This is a genomic window from Pseudoclavibacter sp. JAI123, from assembly GCF_013409665.1.
In the GTDB taxonomy this organism is placed as follows: domain Bacteria; phylum Actinomycetota; class Actinomycetes; order Actinomycetales; family Microbacteriaceae; genus Pseudoclavibacter.
This window is the reverse complement of record NZ_JACCCM010000001.1, coordinates 1,586,054-1,610,188: the sequence shown is the minus strand read 5'-3', so window position 1 is coordinate 1,610,188 and position 24,135 is coordinate 1,586,054. Positions and strand designations below refer to the sequence as shown.

At 69.5% G+C, this 24,135-nt stretch carries 21 protein-coding genes; 3 read left to right on the top strand and 18 right to left on the bottom strand.

Annotation, left to right across the window (positions count from 1 at the left end):
• Positions 1-64 precede the first annotated feature (64 nt).
• The 3 genes from eno to hisS form a co-directional block, all read right to left on the bottom strand.
• Complete coding sequence (gene eno, locus HDC34_RS07570) at positions 65-1,345, bottom strand: phosphopyruvate hydratase (protein WP_104253687.1); 1,281 nt, start codon at positions 1,343-1,345, stop codon at positions 65-67.
• A gap of 103 nt (positions 1,346-1,448) precedes the next feature.
• Positions 1,449-2,036, bottom strand: coding sequence for a hypothetical protein (locus tag HDC34_RS07565; RefSeq protein WP_179556437.1), 588 nt, complete (start codon positions 2,034-2,036; stop codon positions 1,449-1,451).
• Between the two features lie 120 nt (positions 2,037-2,156).
• Positions 2,157-3,473 carry a histidine--tRNA ligase gene (gene hisS, locus HDC34_RS07560; protein WP_104312353.1) on the bottom strand — a complete coding sequence of 439 codons (1,317 nt, stop codon included), beginning with the start codon at positions 3,471-3,473 and terminating at the stop codon, positions 2,157-2,159.
• Between the two features lie 49 nt (positions 3,474-3,522).
• Between hisS and HDC34_RS07555 the strand changes: the two genes are divergently transcribed.
• Positions 3,523-3,801, top strand: coding sequence for a hypothetical protein (locus HDC34_RS07555; RefSeq protein WP_104312354.1), 279 nt, complete (start codon positions 3,523-3,525; stop codon positions 3,799-3,801).
• Positions 3,798-5,018, top strand: a complete 1,221-nt coding sequence (locus tag HDC34_RS07550) for a winged helix-turn-helix domain-containing protein (RefSeq protein WP_179556436.1) — start codon at positions 3,798-3,800, stop codon at positions 5,016-5,018. Before HDC34_RS07555 ends, HDC34_RS07550 begins: the two co-directional genes overlap by 4 nt.
• A gap of 243 nt (positions 5,019-5,261) precedes the next feature.
• On the opposite strand, the gene HDC34_RS07545 is transcribed toward HDC34_RS07550, so the two are convergent.
• From HDC34_RS07545 to HDC34_RS07520, 6 genes are all read right to left on the bottom strand, one after another.
• The gene (locus tag HDC34_RS07545; protein WP_179556435.1) at positions 5,262-6,092 is read right to left on the bottom strand and encodes a MazG nucleotide pyrophosphohydrolase domain-containing protein; all 831 of its coding nucleotides are present in this window, start codon (positions 6,090-6,092) and stop codon (positions 5,262-5,264) included.
• A gap of 2 nt (positions 6,093-6,094) precedes the next feature.
• The gene (mfd, locus tag HDC34_RS07540) at positions 6,095-9,709 is read right to left on the bottom strand and encodes a transcription-repair coupling factor (RefSeq protein ID WP_374757224.1); all 3,615 of its coding nucleotides are present in this window, start codon (positions 9,707-9,709) and stop codon (positions 6,095-6,097) included.
• A gap of 72 nt (positions 9,710-9,781) precedes the next feature.
• Complete coding sequence (dtd, locus tag HDC34_RS07535) at positions 9,782-10,219, bottom strand: D-aminoacyl-tRNA deacylase (protein WP_179556434.1); 438 nt, start codon at positions 10,217-10,219, stop codon at positions 9,782-9,784.
• Positions 10,216-10,809, bottom strand: a complete 594-nt coding sequence (gene pth / locus HDC34_RS07530; RefSeq protein WP_104312358.1) for an aminoacyl-tRNA hydrolase — start codon at positions 10,807-10,809, stop codon at positions 10,216-10,218. Before pth ends, dtd begins: the two co-directional genes overlap by 4 nt.
• A 132-nt stretch (positions 10,810-10,941) precedes the next feature.
• The gene (locus HDC34_RS07525) at positions 10,942-11,541 is read right to left on the bottom strand and encodes a 50S ribosomal protein L25/general stress protein Ctc (RefSeq protein WP_104253694.1); all 600 of its coding nucleotides are present in this window, start codon (positions 11,539-11,541) and stop codon (positions 10,942-10,944) included.
• Positions 11,542-11,717: 176 nt separating this feature from the next.
• Entirely contained in the window at positions 11,718-12,551 is an 834-nt protein-coding gene (locus HDC34_RS07520) for a hypothetical protein (protein ID WP_179556433.1), read from the bottom strand.
• A gap of 213 nt (positions 12,552-12,764) precedes the next feature.
• Between HDC34_RS07520 and gndA the strand changes: the two genes are divergently transcribed.
• A complete protein-coding gene (gndA, locus tag HDC34_RS07515; protein ID WP_179556432.1) occupies positions 12,765-14,237 on the top strand; it encodes an NADP-dependent phosphogluconate dehydrogenase in 1,473 nt (490 codons plus the stop codon).
• A gap of 190 nt (positions 14,238-14,427) precedes the next feature.
• Here gndA and HDC34_RS07510 read toward each other — a convergent pair whose 3' ends face one another.
• The 9 genes from HDC34_RS07510 to HDC34_RS07470 all read right to left on the bottom strand — a co-directional run bounded on the left by HDC34_RS07510 (position 14,428) and on the right by HDC34_RS07470 (position 24,064).
• On the bottom strand, positions 14,428-15,282 hold the full coding sequence (locus HDC34_RS07510; RefSeq protein WP_104312619.1) for a formate/nitrite transporter family protein: 855 nt from the start codon (positions 15,280-15,282) through the stop codon (positions 14,428-14,430).
• Positions 15,283-15,431: 149 nt separating this feature from the next.
• Positions 15,432-16,169, bottom strand: coding sequence for a sirohydrochlorin chelatase (locus HDC34_RS07505; protein ID WP_179556431.1), 738 nt, complete (start codon positions 16,167-16,169; stop codon positions 15,432-15,434).
• 110 nt (positions 16,170-16,279) lie between these two features.
• Positions 16,280-17,476: a uroporphyrinogen-III synthase gene (locus HDC34_RS07500; protein ID WP_179556430.1), complete on the bottom strand. Its 1,197-nt coding sequence runs from the start codon at positions 17,474-17,476 to the stop codon at positions 16,280-16,282.
• A complete protein-coding gene (cobA, locus tag HDC34_RS07495; RefSeq protein ID WP_179556429.1) occupies positions 17,473-18,708 on the bottom strand; it encodes a uroporphyrinogen-III C-methyltransferase in 1,236 nt (411 codons plus the stop codon). The genes HDC34_RS07500 and cobA overlap by 4 nt, the downstream gene beginning before the upstream one ends.
• The gene (nirD, locus tag HDC34_RS07490) at positions 18,705-19,127 is read right to left on the bottom strand and encodes a nitrite reductase small subunit NirD (RefSeq protein WP_179556428.1); all 423 of its coding nucleotides are present in this window, start codon (positions 19,125-19,127) and stop codon (positions 18,705-18,707) included. The genes cobA and nirD overlap by 4 nt, the downstream gene beginning before the upstream one ends.
• A complete protein-coding gene (gene nirB / locus HDC34_RS07485; protein ID WP_179556427.1) occupies positions 19,124-21,709 on the bottom strand; it encodes a nitrite reductase large subunit NirB in 2,586 nt (861 codons plus the stop codon). The genes nirD and nirB overlap by 4 nt, the downstream gene beginning before the upstream one ends.
• Positions 21,710-22,013: 304 nt before the next feature.
• Positions 22,014-23,072 (bottom strand): magnesium and cobalt transport protein CorA, encoded by a 1,059-nt coding sequence (locus tag HDC34_RS07480; protein WP_179556426.1) that lies wholly within the window; start codon positions 23,070-23,072, stop codon positions 22,014-22,016.
• Positions 23,073-23,274: 202 nt separating this feature from the next.
• Positions 23,275-23,463, bottom strand: coding sequence for a hypothetical protein (locus HDC34_RS07475; protein ID WP_179556425.1), 189 nt, complete (start codon positions 23,461-23,463; stop codon positions 23,275-23,277).
• Between the two features lie 100 nt (positions 23,464-23,563).
• Positions 23,564-24,064 (bottom strand): Asp23/Gls24 family envelope stress response protein, encoded by a 501-nt coding sequence (locus HDC34_RS07470; RefSeq protein WP_179556424.1) that lies wholly within the window; start codon positions 24,062-24,064, stop codon positions 23,564-23,566.
• Between the last annotated feature and the right edge of the window lie 71 nt (positions 24,065-24,135).

Genomic DNA, 24,135 nt, shown 5'->3' with positions numbered 1-24,135 from the left:
CCGAACGGGCCGGGGACTTGCCCCGACCCGTTCGTGTGTCGCGCTGATCAGCGCGGCGCAGTGCCTACGCCTTGTGGCGAGGGAAGGCGCTGCGTCCCGCGTAGACGGCGGCGTCGCCGAGCTCTTCCTCGATGCGGAGGAGCTCGTTGTACTTCGCGACGCGGTCGGTGCGGGCGGGCGCACCCGTCTTGATCTGCCCGGAGTTCGTGGCGACTGCGAGGTGAGCGATCGTCGCGTCCTCGGTCTCGCCCGAACGGTGCGAGAGGATCGCCGTGTAGCCGGCGCGCTGCGCGAGCGAGACAGCGTCGAGCGTCTCCGTGAGCGTGCCGATCTGGTTGACCTTCACGAGGAGCGAGTTGGCCGCGCCCTCGGTGATGCCGCGCTGGAGGCGCTCCGGGTTGGTGACGAACAGGTCGTCGCCGACGATCTGCACCTTGTCGCCGATGGCGGCGGTGAGGGCCTGGTAGCCCGACCAGTCGTCCTCGTCCAGCGGGTCCTCGATCGTGACGATCGGGTAGTCGGCGACGAGCTTCTCGTAGAAGGACGTCATCTCCTCGGCCGAGACCTCAGCACCCTCGAAGTGGTACTTGCCGTCCTTGAAGAACTCGCTCGAGGCGACGTCCATGCCGAGCACGATGTCGGTGCCGAGCTCGTACTTCGTCGCGCCGATGGCCTCGACGATGAGGTCGAGAGCCGCACGCGTGTTGGGCAGGTCGGGGGCGAAGCCGCCCTCGTCGCCGAGGCCCGTCGCGTAGCCCTTGGAGTGCAGCGTCTTCTTGAGCTGGTGGTACACCTCGGTGCCCCAGCGAAGCGCCTCGCTGAAGGTCTCTGCACCGATGGGGAGGATCATGAACTCCTGCACGTCGATGCCGTTGTCAGCGTGCGCGCCGCCGTTGATGATGTTCATCATCGGCACGGGCAGCACGTGCGCGTTCGGGCCGCCGACGTAGCGGAAGAGCGGGAGGCCAGCCGAGTCGGCTGCAGCCTTGGCGACCGCGAGGCTCACGCCGAGGATGGCGTTCGCGCCGAGGCGCTTCTTGTTCGGGGTGCCGTCGAGCTCCTTGAGCTCCTCGTCGACGAGGCGCTGGTCGCTGGCGTCGAAGAACTCGATGGCGGGGTCGATCTCGTCGATGACTGCCTCGACGGCCTTCTGGACGCCCTTGCCGAGGTAGCGGTCGGCGTCGCCGTCGCGCAGCTCGAAGGCTTCGAAGGCACCGGTGGATGCACCGGACGGCACGGCCGCGCGGCCGGTCGATCCGTCATCGAGCAGAACCTCGACCTCGACGGTTGGGTTGCCTCGGGAATCGAGGATCTCGCGGGCGTGGACGACGTCAATAAGGGCCACAGGATGCTCCTTGCGAATCAGTAGCGTACGGACCGCCAGAGACGCGGTCCTTCGTCAGTGTATCGGGGTCGGTGGAACGTGAGGAAGGAGGGGCTTGACGAGCTCACGGGGTGGGCGACGGCAACCCGGCAGTCTCCCCCGCCATCAGCTCCGCCATGCTCGGGACCCGCCACACCACCGGGTTCTGCGCGTACTCGGCAGCTGTGCCCGCCGGATCCCACTGCAATTGCTCGAGCACCCTGCCGGGAGGTACGAGATAGAGAGCGCAGCGGAGCTGCTGCGAGTCGGCTTCGTCCTGCTTGGGGACGCCCAGGGCTTCTTCGCAGACGATTGCGTCAGGCGCTTCGTCGACGGTCGCGCGCGGCGCCACCGAACCGTCGTCGAGGATGCCGACCAGATCCGGTGGAAGCGCCGACGTCCCATCTTGCGCGTCACCCTGCAATCCGACTTCGACGTTCACCGATTCCGGGTGCGTCCACTCGTCGCCGATCTCCGCGAGGCCCGCGTTCTCCGGACCACCGATCGACAGCACCGAGAAGGTGACGGCGACCTCGCGACTGTCCTCGAGCGGGAGCAGCGCGGTCTCCTGGTACTCGAATCGGCTGCCGGGCTCGGCAACGGATTCAGGGATGACGACCTCCTGGAAGGTGAAGGGGTCGTCCCACTCGCCGAGCAGTGAGCACCCGCTCACTGACGTTGCCATTGCCACCGCGAGGCCGGCGGACGCGAGCCAACGCCCTCGGACTCTGCTGACTGGTTTCACCCGTCGGGCGCTCGATTCCAAAGCTCCTCCTCGTTCGGAGGTGCCAGGTTACGAGTCCTGGAGCGCTTCGAAGCTGAGCGTCTCGGGCGCCTCGACGTGCTCATCCCGCACGTGAGCGACGTGCGTGAACCCCTGCTCGGCGAGCGAGGCGAGGAGGCCACGCACGTTCTTGGGCTTCTTCGCGACCCGCACGCGCGAGGCCCCCGAGCGCACGACCGCGCCCTTGACCTTCGCGATGTCGGCGACGGATGCGCGCTTGTCGAAGAGCAGCGCGACTGCGCGTTCCTCCCCCGTCTCCGGCAGCTGAGCGAGGTCGACGATGCGCTCGAAGCCGATGGAGAAGCCGCAGGCCGGCACATCCTGGCCGAGGAAGCGGCCGATCATGCCGTCGTACCGACCGCCGCCACCGACCGACGAACCGGACTCGGGGTGAGCGGCTTCGAAGATCGTGCCCGTGTAGTAGCCCATCCCGCGGACGAGGCTCGGGTCGAACACGAGCCGGGTCGACGCGCCAGCAGCGGCAGCAGCATCCGCGATCTCGACCATGCCGTCGACGACCTCGACGACGGCCGGGTCCTCGCGGAGCGCGCCGGGCAGGCTCGTGAGGATGGTCTCGCGGTCGAAGCGGATGCCCGACTCGAGCAGCGGGGCCCAGGTGGCGAGCGCCGCCGCGAGCTGCAGGGCCGCCGTCGCGTTGATCGTGGCGAGCTCCGCGGCGACCCCCTCCGGTCCGATCTTGTCGAGCTTGTCGATGGTGATGAGCGCGGCGCCGTGCTCGGCATCCGCGAACCCGCAGTGCACGAGCAGCGCGGTCAGCAGGCGTCGGTCGTTGACTCGCATGGTGCAGTCGTCCAGGCCGAGCTCCACGAGCGCAGCCGACGAAGCCACGAGCAACTCGACCTCCGCGAGCGCCCCCGGCTCGCCGATGATGTCGATGTCGCACTGCACGAACTGCCGGTAGCGGCCCTTCTGTGGGCGCTCGGCGCGCCAGACGGGGGCGATCTGCAGGCTGCGGAAGACGCCGGGCAGCGTGCCGCGGTGCGTCGCGACGAATCGGGCGAGCGGCACCGTCAGGTCGAAGCGCAGGCCGAGGTCGCTGAGCGCGAGCGGGTCCCCAGCCTCAGCCGCGGCGGCCAGCGCGTCCCCGTCGAGCGCCCGCTTCATGACGGCGAACGAGAGCTTCTCGTTATCGCCACCGAGCCCCGAGTGCAGCCGCGCTGTGTCCTCGACGACGGGCGTCTCGATCTCATCGAAGCCGTGCCTCGTGTACACCTCGCGGATCGTGCCGAGGATGCGCTCGCGCCTGCGCTTGTCTGCCGGGAGGAAATCGCGCATGCCACGAGGCGGGGTGATCTGAGAAGCCATTGCACTATTCTCGCAGGATGATCGCACGCGAGACGTCCGGGGGCGCGCGGTGACCGGCCTCATCATCCTCTCGGCGGCGCTTCTCTTCGCTGCCTGCATGTTCTGGAGCTTCTCGCGCATCGGACGCCCGGGCCGCCCACGCGTCGGCGGCGCCCTGTCCGGCGCCATGACCGGCGTCGACCAGGCATTCGCCCCGACCCACGCCGAGGCCGCGGAGGCACTCGAGGCGGAGCGCGTGATGCCTGCCCCCACCCCGGTCACCGGTGGCCCGCTGCCGGTTGAGACCGGCCGCGTCGAGATCACGCTCGAACGGCGTGACGAGGCATGACCGCCCAGCTCCCCCTCGTCAGTGCGGGCCAGGCCCGGCGCATCGCGCTCGCAGCCCAGGGCTTCGGTACCCGAAGTGCCGCGACCGAAGTCGGCACCAGGCAGCTCGGCTCGCTGCTCTCGCGCATCCACCTCCTGCAGATCGACTCCGTCAACGTGTGGGAGCGGAGCCACTACATGCCCGTCTTCTCGCGCCTCGGCGGCTACGACAAAGCCGTACTCGACCGGCTCGCGTCGGGCCGCACCCCGCGGCTCACCGAATACTGGGCCCACGAGGCGGCGCTGCTCCCGGTCGCGTCGCTCCCCTTGTTCGGGTGGCGCATGCGCGACAAAGCGGAACGCGACCGGCGCAAGAACGCGGAGTTCCTCGAGGGCCACGCGGCGACGATCGCCTGGCTGCGCGCCGAGCTCCTCGAGCGCGGACCGCTCGCCGCCAGCGAGTTCGAGCACGAGGCCAACAAACGGCGCGGATCGTGGTGGGAGTGGTCAGACGTCAAGATCGTGCTCGAGTACCTCTTCCGGTGGGGCGAGCTGGCGTCAGCTCCCCGCAAGGGCTTCGAGCGACGCTACGCGCTTCCCGAGCAGGCGCTTCCCGCCGAGGTGCGTGGTGCTGAGGTGAGCACGCGCGACGCGGTCCGCGAGCTCACCGGGATGGCCGCCGCCGCCCACGGCATCGGCACCACGGCTGACCTGGCCGACTACTTCCGCGTGCCGATGGCGCTCACGAAGACCGCGCTCGAAGAGCTCGCCGACTCTGGCGAGGTCCTCCCCGTGCGAGTCGCCGAGTGGGGCAAAGACGGCCAGCCCGGCCTCGCGTGGCTGCACCGGGACGCCCGCCGCCCACGCGCGATGGACGCGGCCGCGCTCCTCTCACCGTTCGACCCCGTCGTCTGGTTCCGGCCGAGAGCCGAGCGGATGCACGACTTCCACTACCGCATCGAGATCTACACCCCCGCCCACAAGCGCGTGTACGGCTACTACTCACTGCCCATCCTCCTCGGCGACGCCGTCGTCGGCCGCGTCGACCTGAAGAACGACCGCCAGTCGCGCATCCTGCGCGTGCAATCTGCGTGGAGCGAAGCGGATGCGCCCACCGATATCGCCGAGCGCACCGCGCTCCTGCTTCGTGAGGCGGCCGCCTGGCAGAACCTCGACGACATCGTCGTGGCCGACCGCGGCACCCTCGCCCGCGACCTCGCGGGCGCCCTCACGACCTGACCTGACCTGGCCTGACCTGGCGCACTGACGACGACGCGCTGACATTGCGCTGGCCCAACTGCGCCGCGAGCCAACGCTGCCAGCCGATGAGCCCGTTAGGCCGCGCCAAAGCGGCCACTTGACTGGCAGCAGTTCGCGGGAGGCCGGCAGAAGCGGCCATCTGCCTGGCAGCGATGCGCGGCCGCAGCACCGGGACGAGGGGCGGCCGGACGGGGCCTCGTGAGGCGGCGCCGGTGACGGAAATCAGCCGCGTCGGGTTTCGGCCGCGCGGATGCGTTGCTCGAGTTCGCGGTTCGCGAGCCGCATCGCGCGTTCGGCGTCGAGGCCCCGCGCATCCGCGTCTCGCACGAGCGCCAGCAGCGTCCGCCCAAGTTCCAGTTCCTCGCTGACCGCGTCGACCGCGTCGGCTCCGACCGAGTCGGCTCCGACCGCACCGACCTCCACCCCAGGTTTCGGGATGGCTTTCTCGCTTCCAGATGGTTTGTTTTCCATCCCGAGGTGATTTCCCCATCCCGAATCGAGAGTGGTGGCGACGGATGCGGTGTCAGCCGCGACGGCGGGCGACACCGCCGCGGCGACCTGGCGCTCCTTCCCGAGGAGCTTCTGGGCGAGCGCAAGCGCCGACATGTCGCGGGGCACGCCATCGAGCACGCTCGTGCGGTCGCGCTTCTCGACGGCCTTGGCCTCCTGCCACAGGCGGATGATCTCGTCGATGTCACGGGTCGGGGTCGGCCCGAAGACGTGCGGGTTGCGGCGCACGAGCTTGTCGGCCTGCTCACGCGCGACGTCCTCGAGCGTGAACGCGCCGCTCCCCCGCGTGGAGGCTATGTCGGAATGGAAGAGCACCTGGAAGAGCACGTCTCCCAGCTCCTCCTTGATGTCGGCCGGGTTGTCGTCCTCGAGGGCCTCGACGAGCTCCGCCGTCTCCTCCGTGAGGTACTTCACGAGCGTCGCGTGCGTCTGCTCCTCGTACCAGGCGCATCCGCCGTCGCCGCGAAACGCCCCGACGACTTCAAGCAGACGGAGGAGCTCCGGATGCTCGCGTTGCCCAGACCGCTCGCTCGCGTCGGCCACGGCTACTTCGCCTCCGCGTCGCTCGTCACCTCGACGGTCTCGTCTTCTACCTCGAAGATCGCCGTGAGGATGCCGCGCACCCAGATGAGCATCTCCTCGTCGCTCGGCAGGGTGCCGTCGCGGCCCTCGAGCACCGGGATGGCGAGCGAATGGGTGGCGTCGACGACCTTCGACCCTGGGTACATGCGGCGGAGGCGCATCTGCTTGGAGTCGCTGAGCTCGGCGGGCCCGATGCGCAGCGTCTTGCCGAAGACGACGAGCTCGCCGAGGCCGGCCTTGACGGCGAGGCGACGCAGCTTCGAGACCTCGATGAGACGCTGCACCTCGATGGGCGGTTCGCCGTAGCGGTCCTGCAGCTCTTCGAGGACGAGCCCGATCTGGCCGGGCTTCGCGTTGGGGCTCGAGGCGCTCGACAGCTTCTGGTACGCCTCGAGGCGCAGTCGCTCGCTCGCGACGTAGTCCTCTGGCACGCGTGCATCCACGGGGATCTCGAGGCGCAGCTCGGTCTGGCCTTCCGCAACCTCGCCGCGGAACGTGTTGACGGCCTCGCCGATCATGCGCAGGTAGAGGTCGAAGCCGACGCCCGCGATGTGTCCGGACTGCTCGCCGCCGAGCAGGTTTCCGGCGCCACGGATCTCGAGGTCCTTGAGCGCCACTTGCATGCCGGAGCCGAGCTCGTTGTTCGCGGCGATCGTCTCGAGGCGGTCGGTGGCGGTCTCCGTGAGCGGACGCGTTCCGTCGTACAGCAGGTACGCGTAGGCGCGCTCGCGGCCGCGGCCGACACGCCCGCGCAGCTGATGCAGCTGGCTGAGGCCGTACCGCTCCGCGTCGTCGATGATGAGCGTGTTCGCGTTGGCGATGTCGAGGCCCGTCTCGACGATCGTCGTCGACACGAGCACGTCGAACTTGCGCTCCCAGAAGTCGACGATGATCTGCTCGAGGCGTGCCTCGCTGAGCTTGCCGTGGGCGACCGCGACACGCGCCTCAGGCACGAGCTCGGCGATCTCGGCCGCGACCCGGTTAATGGATGCGGTGCGGTTGTGCACGTAGAAGACCTGGCCCTCACGCAGCAGCTCGCGGCGGATCGCGGCTGCGACCTGGCGGTCGGACTTGGCGCCGACGAACGTGAGGATCGGGTGCCGGTCTTCCGGCGGCGTCGCGAGGGTCGACATCTCGCGGATGCCGGTGACGGCCATCTCGAGGGTTCTCGGGATGGGCGTCGCGCTCATCGCGAGGATGTCGACGTTGGCCTTGAGCTTCTTGAGGGCGTCCTTGTGCTCGACGCCGAAGCGCTGCTCCTCGTCGATGACGATGAGCCCGACGTCCTTGTACGCGATCGAGTCGGTGAGGAGGCGATGCGTGCCGATGACGATGTCGACCGAGCCGTCCGCGAGCCCGCGGATGGTCTCCTCGGACTCCTTCTTCGACTGGAAGCGGCTGAGCGGCTTGATGGTGACGGGGAAGCCCGCCATCCGCTCGGAGAACGTCTCGTGGTGCTGGCGCACGAGCAGCGTCGTCGGCACGAGGATGACCACCTGCTTGCCGTCCTGCACGGCCTTGAACGCGGCGCGAACGGCGACTTCCGTCTTGCCGAAGCCGACGTCGCCGGAGACGAGGCGGTCCATGGGGATGGGCCGCTCCATGTCGCGCTTGATCTCGTCCACGGTCTGGAGCTGGTCGGGCGTCTCGACGAAGGGGAACGCCTCCTCGAGCTCATGCTGCCATGGCGTGTCCGGCCCGAACGCGTGGCCCTTCGACGCCATGCGCGTGCTGTAGAGCTTCACGAGCTCCACGGCGATGTCGCGGACCGCCTTGCGCGCCTTGCCCTTCGCGGCGGACCAGTCGGAACCGCCCATCTTCGACAGGGCTGGCGCCTCGCCACCGACGTACTTGGTCAGCTGGTCGAGCTGCTCGGTGGGGATGAAGAGCTTGTCGCCGGGCTGCCCGCGCTTGGAGGGCGCGTACTCGATGAGGAGGTACTCGCGTACGGTCTTCGGGGCGTTCCGGCCGCCGGCCTGCACCTCTCGCTTTCGCAGCTCGATGAACTTGCCGATGCCGTGCGTCTCGTGCACGACGAAGTCGCCCGCCTTGAGCTGCAGCGGGTCGACGACCGAGTTCGTACGGCGCCTGGCGAGCTTCTTCGGCTGCCTGGAGTCGTAGCCGACGGAGCGACCGAAGAAGTCGGTCTCGGTGACCAGCGCGAGCTTCTGCCCGGTCACCTGCACGCCGGTGGAGACGGGCGACTGGGTCAGGTAGGCGACGCCGGTCTCGAGTTCGTCGGGGAGCTCATCGACGAGCCGTGCCCCGTCGCCGTGCTCGGAGAGCAGCTGGCTCGCGCGCTCGACGAGCCCTGGCCCCTGGCTCGTGACGACGACCCGCCAGCCGTCCTTGAGGAGAGCCGACACGTGCTCGATGGCGCCGTCGGCATTGCCGGCGAAGCTCGGCACGGCGTCGCCCTCGATCTTGACGGCGAGGATCTCGCTCGCGTCGAGCTGCTCCTCCGGGATCTCCAGCGACTGGAACGGCGACAGCGACCACCACGGCCTCGCGCCACGGGCATCCCGCAGCCCTGAGACGGTGAGGAAGTCACCGGAGCTGAGGTCGATAGGGGCGTCGGCGCCGGCCGTAGCCGCGCTCCAGGCGGCCTCGAGGAACTCGTGGTTGGTCTCGGAGAGGTGGACGGCGCGCGTGGCCACTCGCTCGGGCGACAGCACCGCCATGGCGGCGTCCTCTGGCAGGTAGCTCGTGATGGGCACGAGCTCGCTCACGAGCGCCGGCGCGAGCGACTCCATGCCCTCCGACGGGATGCCCTCGGCGATCTTGGCGAGCATCTGCTGGAGGTTCGGGAACTCGTGCTGCATCTCGCGAGCCCGCTGGCGAACGCTCTCCGTCAGCAGCAGCTCGCGCGCCGGCGTGATGAGCGCCTCCGTGACCTCTGACTCGAGCGAGCGCTGGTCGGCGACCGAGAACACTCGGATCTCGTCGACCTCGTCGCCGAAGAAGTCGATGCGCAGCGCGTGCGAGGCGTCTGGCGGGAACACGTCGAGGATGCCGCCGCGCACGGCGAACTCGCCGCGGCGGGTGACCATGTCGACGCGCGAGTAGGCGAGGTCGACGAGCTGCAGGGCGAGGCTCGAGAGGTCGTTGCCGCGGGAGCCGCGCTCGAGGCGGATGGTCGTGGCCGCGTCGAGACCGGGGAGGAGCGGCTGCAGGGCGGCGCGCACGGAGGCGAGCAGCACGAACGGAGACGTCCGCTCGCTGGCCTTCCACTCGGTGAGCTCGCGCATCGCGCGCAGTCGCTTGCCCGTCGTCTCGACCGATGGGCTCAGGCGCTCGTGCGGGAGGGTCTCCCAGGCGGGGAACTCGGCGATGTGCGCGTCCGGGACGAACGTCTGCAGGTCTGTGCCGAACTGCTCGGTCTCGCGGCTCGTCGCCGTGAGCACGAACAGCATGGGTGCCGCGCCGAGCTCGGCCTGGCGCGCAGCGAGGAGGTTCGCGATGAGCGGGGCCCTCGCCCCGTCGACGAGCGAGAAGTCGGTGTCACGACCGGCCCGCCCCATGGCGCGCTCGAAGGAAGGGGTGGACTGGATGGAGCGTACGAAGCCGTGCAGAGTCACTCGGGGAATTGTACGCGCCGAGGCGAAGATACTTCCTACAGTGCCCAGGCTCGCTGTCTCGCCGTCGGCGATCTACGCCAGGTCTGCCGATTCGAGGAGCACGGTGAAGGGACCGTCGTTGACGCTCGCGACCTTCATCATGGCGCCGAATTCACCGGTCTCGACGTGCACTCCACCTTCCCGGAGGGCCGCGACGAACGCGTCGACGAGCGGCTCCGAGTGGGCCCTCCCACTCGCGAGCGACCACGACGGCCGTCGCCCCTTGCGTGCATCCCCGTAGAGCGTGAACTGACTGACGACCAGCGCCGGGGCGCCGGTGTCGAGCACACTCTTCTCGTCGTTCAGGATGCGCAGCCCGAGCACCTTGCGGGCGAGCTTCGCCGCATCCGCGTCGGTGTCGGTGTGCGTGACGCCGACGAGGATCAGGAGTCCCGGCTCGTCGATGCGGCCGACGGTCCGCTCGTCGACCGTGACGCTCGCCTCGGTGACGCGCTGGATGACGAGCTTCACGCGCCCGCTGCCGTGTGCACGCGCAGCTGAGCGGCCTGGATGCCGTCGCTCGCGATCAGCTCGACGGCGTCCGCCGCGTCACCGACGAGCACGGGGAGGACCTCGCGCTCGCTGCCCGCGAAGTCCTTGAGGACGAAGTCGGCCGCGTCCTGCCGGCCCGGAGGACGCCCGATGCCGACACGCACGCGCAGGTAGCTCGGGTCGCCGAGTGCCGCGCTGATGTCGCGGAGGCCGTTGTGACCGCCGTGGCCGCCACCGACCTTCAGCTTGAGGGTGTCGAACGGGAGATCGAGCTCGTCGTGCACGACGATCACGTGGTCGACGTCGACCCCGTAGTAGTCGACCAGCTGCGAGACCGGTCCGCCCGAGGTGTTCATGTAGCCGTTCGACTTCGCGAGCACCAGCTTCGGCCCACCCGGGGCCGTGCGCCCCTCGGCGGTGCGGGCGTTCGCCTTGTTGTGCCGCGAGAAGCTCGCGCCGAGTCGCTTCGCGAGCTCGTCCACGACGAACTGACCGACGTTGTGCCGGTTCTTCGCGTACTTCTCGCCGGGATTGCCGAGTCCGACCACGAGCCAGGTGTCTGCTGCCATGCTGCAAAGCCTTTCATGCGACGGGATGCGCCGCGCGACGACCCGTGGGATCTCTGGAACGCGAAAGGCGGACGGCCGGAGCCGCCCGCCTTTCGACGAAGTTGCGTCGAGTCGACGACGCCAGACGCGAGATTACTCGGCGGCTGCTTCTTCGGACTCTTCGTCCTCGTCCTCGTCCTCGCCGCGAGGCGTCTGGATCGAGACGAGGGCAACCTCTTCTGCGTCTTCCGCGAGGTCGACCAGCTCGGTGCCCTCGGGCAGCTTGAGGTCTTCGCGGTGGATGAGCGTGCCATCCTCGAGGCCTTCGACCGAGACCTCGATGAAGCTCGGGATCGTGGTGGCGTCGGCCGAGACGAGGATCGTCGTCGCGTCCTGCACGGCGATCGTGCCGGGGAACGGGTCGCCGACGAGGTGCAGCGGCACGTCGACCTCGACGCGCTCGCCCTTGCGGATGACCGCGAGGTCGAGGTGCTCGATGATCTGACGCACCGGGTCGCGCTGGACGTCGCGGACGAGCGCGAGCTGCTTGTCGCCTTCGATGTCGAGCTCGATGAGCGCGTTCGCCTTGCGAATGAGCAGCATCGTCTCGTGACCCGGGAGGGTCAGGTGGCGGGGCTCGGTGCCGTGGCCGTAGAGGACCGCGGGGATCTTGCCTGCGGCGCGGATCTTGCGTGCCGCACCCTTGCCGAACTGGTTGCGCAGTTCAACGCTGAGCTTGTTGGTCTCTGCCATGTTGTCTCCTTGGTGGTGGTTCTCGACAGACTGAGGAAGCGTGTGGAGGCCCATTCAAGGACACATCACCGCGTCGATCACGGGCCTCACGGCCCCTCGCCGAAGTTCAGCCCCCCACTTTACGTCATCGAGCGCGCGGGTGGGCACGTTCTTGCAAAGCTCTGCTGAGCTCCCCGTCAGAAGCCGACGGCCTTGCGCCAGCCGTGGCGGCGAGCGCTGCTCACGGCGGCGCCGGCACCCAGCATCGCGAACCCGAAGACCACCAGCTCTGCGGCGAGCAGCGAGACAGCCATTCCGGATGCAGAACCCGCGAACAGTGCGAACGTGGCGAGCTGGTCCTGCCACAGCGGCGCGGCCGCGATGGCGGATGTGAGCTGGGCGTGGAAGAGGAACGAGGCGAGCCCCGCCAGGACGGACAGCGCCCCCGCGACGACCGACCCGGTTCCGGACAGGCGCATCGTGAGCGCCATGAGGAAGAAGCCGACGGCCGCCAGCATGGTGACGAGCATCGTCCAGACAGGTGAGACTCCCCCACCGTCCCCGATGAAGCTGCCTGCTGACGACGAGACTCCGGAGACGATGATGAGCAGGGGGATGGCGCTGAAGGCGACCACGCAGATGGCGTAGAGGGGCACGGCGAGGAAGACGGAGCCGATGCGCGCCCAGACGCTGGGGCTGGCCGACTCGCGGGCGCGGCCGTACTTGTTCGCCTGCCCCCGCGCATCCGTCTGCCCCGGCTGCTGCGCGGCGGGTGGCTGCTGCCTGCCCTCCTTGGGCGTGCGGGTCGGAGCGACGGGTGCCACCGCGGGCGGCGGTGCCTGCTGCGGGATGACGCGGGTCGATTCCTCGCTGCCGGCGTAGAGACTCGACGACGAGCGAGCGGATGGAGAGCTCGGCGTCGCACGCGTCCTCGGCATCGCCGTCGTCGGCTGCTCGTCGGTGATGGCGTCGCCGTCATCGTCTGGGCGCCCGAAATCGTAGGCTCTCGTGCGGGCGTCGTGATCAGCCACTGAGTGTCTCCCTGTCTAGGTGCTCGCGGTCGCGCGCACCGCCAGATCTGGTCCTGGCCGTGCGCCGAGTTCGGCGACGTTTCGTCATGTTCGGAAATCGTTGCCGTGCTCGTGCCACAAGTCAGCGTACGACTGCCCGTCGTGCAATACCGTGGAGTGTCCCGTGCATCGCCCTGACGGGAGACAAGCATCCACTCTGAAAGAGACGCATCTATGACCACTGACGCTGCCCCCTCGATCTCCTCGGAAACCGGCTCGTCCCCCAGCGCGAACATCGGCGTTGTCGGCATGGCCGTCATGGGCTCCAACCTCGCCAGGAACCTCGCGAGCCGCGAGGGCAACACCGTCGCGGTCTACAACCGCTCCCCCGAGCGCACCCGCACGCTCGTCGCCGAGCACCCCGAAGCAGGATTCGTGCCCTCCGAGTCGGTGGCCGACTTCGCAGCGTCACTCCAGAAGCCCCGCACCGCGATCATCATGGTCCAGGCAGGCGCCGGCACCGACGCGGTCATCAACCAGCTCGTCGAGGCGTTCGAGCCGGGCGACATCATCGTGGATGGCGGCAACGCCCTCTTCACCGACACCCGCCGCCGCGAGGCAGCCGTGCGCGAGACGGGCATCCACTTCGTGGGCTGCGGCATCTCCGGCGGCGAAGAGGGCGCCCTCAACGGCCCCTCCCTCATGCCGGGCGGCACCGCCGAGTCGTACGAGACGCTCGGCCCCATCCTGCGCACCATCGCCGCGGTCGCCGAGGGCGAGCCCTGCGTCACCCACGTCGGCACCGACGGCGCCGGCCACTTCGTGAAGATGATCCACAACGGCATCGAGTACGCCGACATGCAGCTCATCGCCGAGGCCTACGACCTCATCCGCCGCGGCACCGGCAAGACCCCCGCCGAGATCGCCGAGATCTTCGCCGAGTGGAACAAGGGCGAGCTCGAGTCGTACCTCATCGAGATCACCGCGGAGGTCCTCCGCCAGGTCGACGCCGACACCGGGAAGCCACTCGTGGACGTCATCCTCGACGCCGCCGGTGCCAAGGGAACCGGCGCCTGGACGGTCCAGACGGCCCTCGACCTCGGCGTGCCCGTCTCCGGCATCGCCGAAGCCGTGTTCGCCCGCTCCGTGTCCTCCAAGCTCGAGCAGCGCGCCGCATCCCGCACCCTCCCCGGCCCCGACGGCTTCCAGGTCGAGGACGCCGACGCGTTCGTCGAGGACGTGCGCCTCGCGCTCTACGCGTCCAAGATCATCGCCTACTCGCAGGGCTTCGACGCCATCATCGCCGGCGCCGAGCAGTACGGCTGGGACATCAAGAAGGGCGACATCGCCGCGATCTGGCGAGCAGGCTGCATCATCCGCGCCCGCTTCCTGAACCGCATCACCGACGCCTACGCCGAGAACCCGAACCTCGTGGCCCTCGTCACCGCGCCCTTCTTCACCGACGCCGTCAACACGGCCCAGGCGGCGTGGCGCCGCGTCGTCGTGCAGGCAGCGCAGGCCGGCATCCCCGCCCCCGCCTTCTCCTCCAGCCTGTCGTACTACGACGGACTGCGCGCCGAGCGCCTCCCCGCCGCCCTCATCCAGGGACAGCGCGACTTCTTCGGCGCCCACACCTACAAGCGCGTCGACCGCGACGGCGTCTTCCACACCGACTGGTCCGGCGACCGCACCGAGCACAACGCGTAGCTCGCCGCCAAGAAGGCCCCGTCCTCCCAGCATCAGCTGGGAGGACGGGGCCTTCGGTGTCTCGAAGAGCGCAGACCCGCCTCATCCTGAGGCTGTTGTGCCCTACCGCGAGTCGCTCCAGTGGGTCGCTGTTCTGCTCATCCGGCGACCCTTTGGGGCGACTCGCGCCGCGTGAGGGACAGACGGGGGGTCAGACCGCGGCGGGGGTCTTCGCGTCGGATGCGGCGTTCTTCGGCGCGAGGGCACGGGATGCTCGGGTGCGACCGTGCGTGTAGTAGAGCGGGAGTCCGACGAAGAGCAGTCCGCCGACGAGGTTGCCGACGACCGTGGGGATCTCGTTCCAGATGAGGTAGTCCATGAGCGTGAAGTCGGCGCCGAGGAGCAGACCGGAGGGGAACAGGAACATGTTCACGATGGAGTGCTCGAAGCCCATGAAGAAGAACAGCATGATGGGCATCCACATGGCGATGACCTTGCCGGAGACGCTCTTGGAGATCATGGCGAGGGCCACTCCCGTCGCGACCATCGCGTTGCAGAGCACCGCGCGGACGAAGAGGGTGAGCATTCCGGATGCTCCGTGCTCGGCGTAGCCGACGGTCCGGCCCTCGCCGATGTGCCCGATGGCCTCGCCGACCTCGTTCGGGGGTGTTGCGAAGCCGTTCGTCACGACAATGGCCATGAGCACGGCGATGGTGAAGGCGCCGAGGAAGTTGCCGACGAACACGAGGCCCCAGTTGCGGAGCACGCCGCGGAGGGTGACGCCCGGCCGCTTGTCGAGCCAGGCGAGCGGGCCGAGCACGAACACGCCTGTCAGGAGGTCGTAGCCGAGCAGGTACAGCATGATGAAGCCGACGGGAAAGAGCAGGGCGCCGAGCAGCGGGACGCCTGTCGTGACGCTGACGGTCACGGCGAAGGCGGCCGCGATCGTGAGGAACGCGCCTCCCATGGTCGAGCGGATGATGGTGTCGCGGGTCGACAGGAAGATCTTGCTCTCCCCGGCATCGATCATGGTGGTGACGAGGTCATTCGGCTTGACGTAGGACACGGGTTCCCTTTCGCTCTGGCGATGCTCTGCGGCCATGTTCGGCCCGATATCCACAAGCTATTGGGGTGCAGTTTCGGCCCCGTGGCTCGTGCGGTGCGTTCTGGTTTCTTTTCCCTCTCGTCCCCGCCGCGGGGCTGTGAGAAGTGCGATCAGACGGGGGCCGCGGCGGGGACGACGGCGTCGAAGCGCTCGAGGATGATGTGCGCGATGCGGTCGTCGACGCCGAGGGGTGCCGCCACGATGTCGCCGCCCGCCTCGGTGACGCGGTCGTGGAAGAAGCCGGGGGTGAGCAGGTAGCTCGCGATGCTGACCCGCCGCGCCGGGGCGCCTCCCCCGCGGCGCACGCCAGCCGCTCCTCGAGCGAGCTGCACCGCCGCTGGCACGCGCGGGTCGAGGGCCGCTCCGTAGCCGAGCACCGCATCCGCGCCGCCGATGGCGTTGAACTGCTCGCGCAGCTCGTGGAAGCGGGGCACGGCGGCGGCCGCCGTGGAGCCCGCGACGGCAATGACGACCCCGTCGTCGGCACTGCCGCCAGCTTCGAGGAACCGGTCCCACAGCAGCTGCGAGAGTCTGGGGTCCGGTCCGAGGGGCGCCGCGACCGAGGTGCCGGGTCGGGCGGCCGCGGCTTCCGCGATGTCGACCTGCGTGTGGAAGCCGACCGTGAGCAGCACTGGCACGATGACGACATCAGCGTCGGCGGGCAGTCCGGCGAGCACCTCGACGAGGCTCGGCTGCTGCACGTCGACAAACGCCTCGACGACCTGCACGCTCGGCCGCATCGCCTGCGCGCGGCGCAGCAGCTCGCGGATGACGGCCTGACCTTCGGTGTTGTCGGTTCCGTGGGATGCGCCCACCAGGATCGTCTGCCGCGGGTGCTGCTCGTTCATTCGGTGCTCGCTCTCTGTCCTGATGCTCGTTCTTGATGCTCGTCCGTCGGCGTGCACGGTCACGCGGGGCCGTGACATCGCGCGGGCTTCGGTCACGTTGCGCTGCCCGCTCACGTCGCGCGGACGCGCAGCCGGTAGCCGCGCTTCACGACGGTCTGCACGATGGCCCGGTCGCCGAACGACTCACGGAGGCGCGCGACGGCGACGTCGGCGGCATGGTTGGTCGTCGGGTTGCCGGGCAGCCGAGCGAGGATCTGCTCGCGGCTCACGACGCCACCCGGGTTGCCGGCGAGCAGCCGCAGCACGCGCAGCGCTCCGGGTGAGAGCTCGACGACGTCGTCGCCGATGACGGCGCAGCTCGAGCGGAGGAAGAGGCGGCCAGCCTCGGTCTCGATGCCCTCGGCCGCTCGCTGGGCGTAGTGCTCGATGAGCTCGCGGATGAGCGCGCCGAGTCGTCCGCGCTTCGGCACGACGGGCTCGATGCCGACGGCCCGCAGGGGCGCCGCGGTGATGGGGCCGACCGCGACGGTGACCAGCGAGCCGTCACGGCAGCGTGCTTTGAGCCGTTCGAGGGCTCCGGAAGTCCCCACGTCAAGCGCGTCGTCGCCGTCTGCCGGACCCGACTCGTCCGCGAAGGATCCGAGCCACGCGGAGACCCCGGGAGCCGAGGTGAAGACGATGGCGTCGACCTCGCCGTCTGCCGCCTTGAGCGCCCAGCGAGCGAGCAGCGCAGGGTCGGCTGGCGGCCCCCACTTGTAGACGATGAGGCTCTCGACGTCGGCGCCCGCGACCGCGAACTGCTCGTCGAGGCCGTCGGCTCCCGAGCCGTGGTGCTGGAGGGCGATGCGGGCGCCCTCGACTCCCTCGGCGAGGAGGAACTGGGCGAGTTCCGCCGAGGTCTCCGATTCGGCGACCCAGTCGGCGTTGAGCCCCGCCGCCTGGATCGCCCCGCGCGCTTTCGGGCCTCTCGCCACGATGCGCGCGCGGGCGAGCACCGCGACGAGATCCTCGGCCAGCCCGTGTGCATCCGCCGCGTCGATCCAGCCGCGGAAGCCGACGCCCGTCGTCGCGACGACGATGTCGGGCGGGTCGGCGATGACGCGCTTCGTCGCGTCGAGGAGGTCGGCGTCGTCTTCGACCGCGGTCATGCTGAGCGACGGCGAGTGGCGGATGATGGCCCCGCGTCGCTCGAGCGCCGTCGCGAGCTCACCGGAACGGCGGTCGCTCGTCACGACGACGACGACGCCGGCCAGGTGCTGTTCCTGGGGTGCGCGGCCGCGCGCCCTGCTCGCGGGTTCGGGGCTCATGCTGACAGCGCGTCCTGTTCCTGGAGCGACCGTGTCGCCTGCAGGAGGCCGAACTGGGCGACCTCGCCGATGACGATGATGGCGGGGTTGGCGACACCGACGTTGCGCGCCGTGGCGTCGATCGTGCGCAGGCTTCCCCTCGTGACGCGCTGGCGAGGGGTGTGGCCGTTCTCGACGATGGCGACGGGCATGTCGTCGCGCACTCCCGCATCCACGAGCTCCTCGCAGATGCGGCCGAGCGCTGAGACGCCCATGAGCACGACGAGCGTGCAGGTGTCGCCCTTGACGGAACGGAGGAGCTCGGCGCCCAGGCGCTGGTGCCCGGTCACGACCTGGAAGGAGTTGGCGACGCCGCGGTGCGTGACGGGGATGCCGGCGGCCGCGGGCACCGAGATGGCGCTGCTGATGCCGGGGACGACCTCGACGGCGATGCCTGCGGCGTTGCACGCGAGCACCTCCTCGCCGCCGCGCCCGTACACGAACGGGTCGCCGCCCTTGAGCCGCACGACGACAAGCCCCTGCTGGGCCTTCTCGACGAGGATGCGGTTGATCTCCTCCTGCGGCACGGGGTGGTGGGTGGGCTGCTTGCCGACGTCGATGATCTCGACCTCGGCGGGGAGCTCGGCGAGCACGGAGCGCGGGCCGAGGCGATCCGTCACGACGACGTCGGCTTCCGCGAGCGCGCGCCGCCCGCGGAGGGTCATGAGGTCGGCGTCGCCCGGTCCCCCGCCGACGAGCACAACCCTGCCGGCACCTGGTCGGTGCCTGCGCAGGTCGACGTGGCCGGCACGGAGCCCTTCGGCGAGCTGGTCGCAGATGAGGCGGCTGCGGCGCGGGTCGGCGCCCTCCTTGGAGACGACGCCGATCTCGACGGCCCCGGCATCAGAGGTCGCCGGGGTCTTGGCGCTGCCGGCGGAGGCGTCGCTCGCGTTCACGCACCACACGCGGCGCTCGTTCGCCCACTCGGCGACGAGGAGGTCGGTGGCCCTGTCGCCCGTCGCGGTGTGCACGAACCAGGCTCCGTCGAGGTGGTGTGCCTGCACGGGCTCCTGCAGCCAGGTCGCGAGCCCGTCGGCGACGAGACCGCCGAGCGTGCCGCCGAGCTCGGGGGCCACGACGGTGACGGATGCGCCGGCCGTGACGAACTTCTGGGCGCGTCTCGCGGAGACGGCCCCTGCCCCCACGATGAGGACGTCGCGGCCGGTGAAGTCGAGGGCCACGAGCGTGCTCATCGCGTCTGCCTTCCCTCAAGGCGCAGGCTCAGGTCGACGAGGACCGTGCCGTCGTCGTCGATGCGCACCGGGTAGGTCGTGAGGGTGCGCGCATCCTTGCCGACGGTGTCGAGGCACTCGCCCGTGGCAAGGTCGAAGATCTGCTTGAACATCGGGGAGGCGACGGTGACGCGTCCGCTCCTGGAGCCGACGAGGCCGCGGCTCATGACCTGCGAGCCCGAGTACGGGTCTGCCTGCTGGACGGCGAAGACCCGCTCGTCGCGGAGCCGGAACAGCGCGATCTGGGTGCCGTCCAGGATTGCGGCGACGCCACGCTCGGGGTGGAGGGCGTCGAGGGGGCAGACCGCGATCCAGTGCTGGCCGGCGTCCTCGGAGGGGCGTTCGCGGGTGGCGCTGCGAGTGTCGAGTGCGATGGTCATCGTCGGACCTCCAGGGTTGTTCCTGCGATTACTGTTCCGGCGCTTCGGTCGGCCTCGTTGGCCGGGCGGAGCTGGCCGCGCTCCGGCACGTAGCCGAGCGACGGGTCAGGCGTGGTGGGCGCGTTGACGAAGGACACGAAGCGCTGCATGACCTCCGGGTCGTTCAGCGCCTCCTGCCATTCGTCCTTGTAGTTGTCGACGTGGTTCGCGACCATGGCGTCCAGGTCGGCCGCGATGCCGAGGCTGTCCTCGAGCACGACAGCCCGAAGCGTGTCGATGCCGCCGTCGAGGTCCTCGATCCAGCGCGCGGTGCGCTGCATCCGGTCGGCGGTGCGGATGTAGTAGCCGATGAATCGGTCGATGGCGGTGATGAGCTGCTCGTCGTCGAGGTCCTCCACGAGGAGCTCCGCGTGGCGGGGCGTGAAGCCGCCGTTGCCGCCGACGTAGAGGTTCCAGCCCTTCTCGGTGGCGATCACGCCGACGTCCTTCGCGCGTGCCTCGGCGCACTCGCGCGCGCATCCGGAGACGCCGAACTTCAGCTTGTGCGGCGAGCGGAGGCCACGGAAGCGGAGCTCGAGGAAGATGGCCATCGCAACGGAGTCCTGCACGCCGTACCGGCACCACGTCGAGCCGACGCACGACTTCACGTTGCGCAGGGCCTTGCCGTAGGCCTGGCCCGACTCGAAGCCGGCATCGATGAGCTTCTTCCAGATCTCCGGCAGCTGCTCGATACGGGCCCCGAAGAGGTCGATGCGCTGGCCACCCGTGATCTTCGTGTAGAGCCCGTACTCCTTGGCGACGGCCCCGATCGCGATGAGCCCGTCGGGGGTGACCTCGCCGCCCGGGATGCGCGGGACGACCGAGTAGGTGCCGTCCTTCTGCATGTTCGCCATGACGTGGTCGTTGGTGTCCTGCAGCGCCGCCTGCTCGCCCTTGAGGATGTGCCCGTTGCCGAGCGAGGCGAGGATCGAGGCGACGACGGGGCGGCAGATGTCGCAGCCGCGTCCGCCGTTGCCGTGGCGTTCGATGATGCTCGTGAAGGTCGAGAGGCCCGTGACGCGCACGGCGTCGAAGAGCCCCGCCCTGGAGAGCGCGAAGTGCTCGCAGAGGGCGTTGCTGACCTCGACCCCCGTCTTGGCGAGCTCGGTCGAGAAGATCTTCTTCACGAGCGGCACGCAGGAGCCGCAGGCGGTGCCGGCGTTCGTGCAGGCCTTGACGCCGGCGAGGTCGGTGCAGGCGTGGTCGGTGACGGCGCCGCGCACCGCGCCGACGGACACGTTGTTGCAGGAGCAGACCGTGGCGTCGTCCGGCAGGTCGCCACCGACCTCCGGCATGCCGTCGGCGGGCAGCAGGTAGGCGGCGGGGTCCGTGCCGAGCTCGCGCCCGACCATGGGGCGCAGCGAGGTGTAGGCCGAGGCGTCCCCGACGAGCATGCCGCCGAGCAGCACCTTGCCGTCGTCCGACATGACGAGCTTCTTGTAGACGCCGCCGACCGGGTCGGCGTACGTGACCTCGAGCGCGCCCGGCGACTCAGCGAAGGCGTCCCCGAAGCTCGCGACGTCGACCCCCGTGAGCTTGAGCTTCGTCGAGAGGTCGACGCCGGGGAACGTCGCCGCTCCGCCGGTGAGCCGGTTGGCGACGACCTCGGCCATCGAGTAGCCGGGGGCGACGAGGCCGAAGCACTCACCGCCGATCGAGGCGACCTCGCCGATCGCCCAGATGCTGGCGGCGGATGCGCGGCACGCCTCGTCGACCTCGATGCCACCGCGAGCGCCGAGCGTCAGCCCGGCGTCGCGAGCCAGCTCGTCGCGGGGCGTGATGCCGACGGCGAAGACGACGAGGTCGGCGAGCTCGGGCTCGCCGTCCGGGAAGTCGAGGCCCGCCGCGCGGCCGTCGGCGTCGAGCACGACCGCACTGGCGCGGGACCCGGTGCGCACATCCACCCCGAGGTGCTCGATGAGGAGCCGCAGCGACTCGCCGCCGCCCGCGTCGAGCTGGGCGGACATGAGGTGGCCGGAGGACTGGACGACGGTGCATTCCGCGCCGAGGGCGACCATGGCGCCCGCGGCTTCGAGCCCGAGCAGGCCGCCGCCGACGACCGCACCGCGGACCGTGCGACCGAGCCGCTGTGACAACTCGGCAACCTCGGCCTTGAGCGCGACCACGTCGTGGACGGTGCGGTAGACGTGGACGCCGGGCGCATCCACCCCGGCGATGGGCGGCTTCGCGGCGGACGAGCCCGTCGCGATGACCAGCTCGTCGTAGTGCTCGGTCGCGCCGAGCGACGTCACGAGCGTGCGGGTGCCTGGGTGGATGCTCGTGACCGTCTCGGAGGTGCGGAGCGTGACGTTCGGGTGCGACCACATGAGCGGCCTGCCCAGCTCCAGGGCAGCCGGGTCGACGCCCGAGAACGTGCTCGTGAGCTGGACTCGGTCGTACGGCCGCCACGGTTCGTCGCCGATGACGGTGATCGCCCAGACGTGGTCCGTGTCCTGCGAGCGCAGCGACTCGACGAAGCGGTGCGCGACCATGCCCGCGCCGATCACCACGACGTGACGGGAGCGCGGTGCCGGGGGGAGCATGTCGCGAGCGTAGGTCTGGGATGTTTCGTCACCGTGCGGCAAATGTTTCGTGCTCATCACAGCTCGTCCCGGTCGCTTCGACTTGGTGTGCGCATGCTGGCTCCTCCGTGGATGAACGGCGACGGTCGGTCGCTGACATGCTCAGAGCGTAGAAACCGCATGTTTCACGGGGTGCGTGCTGCTGTTTCCCCGAGGCAACTTCCTTGGCACACGGATCCGGGGAGGGTGTGAGAAGTGGGAAACCGAGAATCGGTGTGCCGGCCGCCGCGTCCGACGTGACGGAGTCCGCGAGCGCGGCCGTCGACTACAGCCACTTCCTCCATTTGAAGACCGACCACAGGGTGACGGCCAGGCCGAGCATCGCCAGCAACGAGAGCGGGTAGCCCCACTCGGCGTCGAGCTCCGGCATGTTCGTGAAGTTCATGCCGTACACGGTGCCCACCAGGCTCGGCGCGAAGAGGATCGCCGCCCAGCTGGTGATCTTCTTGATCTCCTCGTTCTGCGCGATGCTCTGCTCCGACAGCTTCTTCGTCTCCTCGCTCTGCGCGAGGCTCGCCTCCGAGAGTTCCCGCATCGCCTCGTTCTGCTGCTGCGTGACCAGCGTGCTGTGCACGGTGAGGGCGTTCTCGAGGAGCACCCGGAACGAGTCGGCGCGCTCCGCGATGCGCAGCGCATGGTCCAGGACGTCCCGGTAGCGAGCGCGAATCTCCTCGCTGGTGTTGTACTTCTCGGCGCCCCGCAGGAGCGCTTCGAGGATGGTTCGCAGCGGACTCGTCGCGCGTTGGAAGTTGATGACCTCGCCGAGGAGTTCGTAGATGCGGCGCGTGACCCGCTCGTCGCCCGCGAACAGCTGGTCCTCGATCTCGTCGATGTCATTCTCGAGACCGGCGGTCACCGGGGCGTACCCGTCGACGACCTGGTCGAGCACCGAATAGAGGACCGCCTCGGGACCGAGGCTGAGGAGCGCCGGGCTCTGCTCCATCCGGTGCCGGACGTCGCCCAGCTCCGGGCGTGCGGCCTGCCTGACCGTGACCACGAACTCGGGGCCGACGAACAGGTGGATCTCCCCGAAGTGGACCGTCTCGGTGGCGTCGACGTACCAGGCTGGTCGGAGGACCACGAAGAGGGTGCTGCCGTAGCGTTCGATCTTCGGTCGCTGATGCCCGACCCGTGCGTCCTCGACGGCGAGCGGATGCAGGTCGAACTCCTTCGCGACGGCGTCGAGTTCCTGGTTGCTTGGCTGGAAGAGGCCGATCCAGGCCATCCCCGCATGCTCGCGGAGCTTCTCGAACGTCTCGTCGAGTGTTGCCGGCGTGAAGCACCGACGCCCCTTCACGTAGATCCCGTTGTCGATCAAGGCCATGGGCTGCCCTCCTAGCACGTCGGATGTCGGTGAGGCGTCGTCCGCAGTCCGCGACCGCGACACGCGCCCCCGAACCCACCGCGGACCGACCCTACGCCCACTTCCCCACTGACGGGCGCGAACCTGCGCGAGACCGCGTTGAGGAGTACCTCGCCGACCTTTGGAGGTGCGCGGCAGCTCGGCGGGATCGGCTCAGGTTCGGTCAGCGCCGACGGCTGCGCTTCGACGACGCGCGCTTCGAGCGTCCGCCCCGCTGAGCGCTCCCGGACTTGCCGTGCTTCGGGCGCTTCGACTGCTTGGCGCGCGACGCGGCCTGCTGCTCGCGCTTCTTCTTGGCGCTCTGCTTCTTGACGACGATTCCGAGCACGAATGTGACGATGCGGAGGAACATGGTTGCCTGCTTTCGGTGAGGTGAGATCGTGCGGGGTTAAGTGCCGCGGCCTGGCCACCGAACGGCGGCCAGGCCGGCTGAAGAGGTGAGGCGGTGTGAGCTACTGGACGCGAGCTTCGGCCGGCTCGTCCTGCTCGTCGCTCGGCAGGTGCACGTCGTTGATCGTGACGTTGACCTCGGTGACCTCGAGGCCGACGATCGTCTCGATCGCACGGATGACGTCGGCGCGCACGCCGTTGGCGACATCCTGCAGCGCGACCGGGTACTCGGCCACGATGGTCACGTCGACGGCGACCTGCGTCTCACCGACCTCGACGCTCACACCCTGGCCCTGGTCGGTGGCGTTGATGGCGTTGCGGATGGCGCCGATGGCGCGGGCTGCGCCACCGCCGAGGTCGTAGACGCCGTGCGCCTCGCGGGCGGCGATGCCGGCGACGCGGGCGACGACGCTGTCGACGACCGTCGTCGTGCCGTGGCCGGTTGCGACCTCCGAGCCGGTGCGGCTGGTGGGAACGACACTCTTGTCAGTGGACCCCGTGCCCGCCTTGGACGGAGCGACGACGCTCGGGGTGGCAGTCGTGTTGGGGGTGACGTTCGACATGTGCGGTTCTCCTTGAGATCGAGCCCTGGTGCGTGTGCACCGATCGGGGGCGTTACAGAGGAGACGTGCGC

What these genes read in the sequence shown, in the direction of transcription:
- HDC34_RS07500 (WP_179556430.1), bottom strand. Translation starts at nt 17,476, where the DNA reads ATGAGCCCCGAACCCGCGAGCAGGGCGCGCGGCCGCGCACCCCAGGAA.
- gndA (WP_179556432.1), top strand. Translation starts at nt 12,765, where the DNA reads ATGACCACTGACGCTGCCCCCTCGATCTCCTCGGAAACCGGCTCGTCC.
- hisS (WP_104312353.1), bottom strand. Translation starts at nt 3,473, where the DNA reads ATGGCTTCTCAGATCACCCCGCCTCGTGGCATGCGCGATTTCCTCCCG.
- HDC34_RS07550 (WP_179556436.1), top strand. Translation starts at nt 3,798, where the DNA reads ATGACCGCCCAGCTCCCCCTCGTCAGTGCGGGCCAGGCCCGGCGCATC.
- HDC34_RS07475 (WP_179556425.1), bottom strand. Translation starts at nt 23,463, where the DNA reads ATGTTCCTCCGCATCGTCACATTCGTGCTCGGAATCGTCGTCAAGAAG.
- HDC34_RS07480 (WP_179556426.1), bottom strand. Translation starts at nt 23,072, where the DNA reads ATGGCCTTGATCGACAACGGGATCTACGTGAAGGGGCGTCGGTGCTTC.
- cobA (WP_179556429.1), bottom strand. Translation starts at nt 18,708, where the DNA reads ATGAGCACGCTCGTGGCCCTCGACTTCACCGGCCGCGACGTCCTCATC.
- HDC34_RS07525 (WP_104253694.1), bottom strand. Translation starts at nt 11,541, where the DNA reads ATGGCAGAGACCAACAAGCTCAGCGTTGAACTGCGCAACCAGTTCGGC.
- nirD (WP_179556428.1), bottom strand. Translation starts at nt 19,127, where the DNA reads ATGACCATCGCACTCGACACTCGCAGCGCCACCCGCGAACGCCCCTCC.
- HDC34_RS07470 (WP_179556424.1), bottom strand. Translation starts at nt 24,064, where the DNA reads ATGTCGAACGTCACCCCCAACACGACTGCCACCCCGAGCGTCGTCGCT.
- pth (WP_104312358.1), bottom strand. Translation starts at nt 10,809, where the DNA reads ATGGCAGCAGACACCTGGCTCGTGGTCGGACTCGGCAATCCCGGCGAG.
- HDC34_RS07505 (WP_179556431.1), bottom strand. Translation starts at nt 16,169, where the DNA reads ATGAACGAGCAGCACCCGCGGCAGACGATCCTGGTGGGCGCATCCCAC.
- nirB (WP_179556427.1), bottom strand. Translation starts at nt 21,709, where the DNA reads ATGCTCCCCCCGGCACCGCGCTCCCGTCACGTCGTGGTGATCGGCGCG.